This is a genomic window from Streptomyces sp. NPDC059455 (assembly GCF_042750115.1).
Taxonomy (GTDB): Bacteria; Actinomycetota; Actinomycetes; order Streptomycetales; family Streptomycetaceae; genus Streptomyces; species Streptomyces endocoffeicus.
Window position 1 is genome coordinate 7,944 of record NZ_JBHYVB010000243.1, and the last position, 455, is coordinate 8,398.

Here is a 455-nt window from a genome sequence, read left to right on the forward strand (position 1 = left end):
GTGTGGGGGGGCTCTTTTACACAAAAACCACTACCTTCGGTCCCCGGGTCTGGGCCCCCGGGCGGGGGCCGCCCTCGGGGGGGCCCCCGGCCGGTCGCCGTCTCGCCCCTCCCGGTGCTTCCCCGACCCGCTCACCGGCCCGCTCAGACCAGTGCGACCCGCTCAGACCAGTGCGATGGCCTCGGCCAGGGTGAGGTCGCCGCCCTCGGCGTGGGTCCGCTCGTACGCGGTGTCCCCGAGCTCGGCCCGCGCCGCGGCCTCGGTCCACTCCCGGCGCGTCCGCTCGCCGGCGGAGATCCGGTACTGCTGGGGCTTGCGCAGCGTGTCGTACGCCCCCAGCAGCCGCGCCGCGGCCACGGCCCGCTCCGGGGGGGGCGGGGGCCGCCGCCCGCCGCGCGGCGGGGGCCCCCGGGTGAGACGCGGGGTGACGCGCGCCCTCACACACACAACCGCGC

At 78.7% G+C, this 455-nt stretch carries 1 protein-coding gene; it reads right to left on the reverse strand.

Annotated features, from left to right (window positions below; all coding sequences use genetic code 11):
• Positions 1–162: 162 nt before the first annotated feature.
• On the reverse strand, positions 163–455 hold a 293-nt coding region (locus ACFXB5_RS46735; protein ID WP_385220295.1), incomplete at its 5' end, for a hypothetical protein.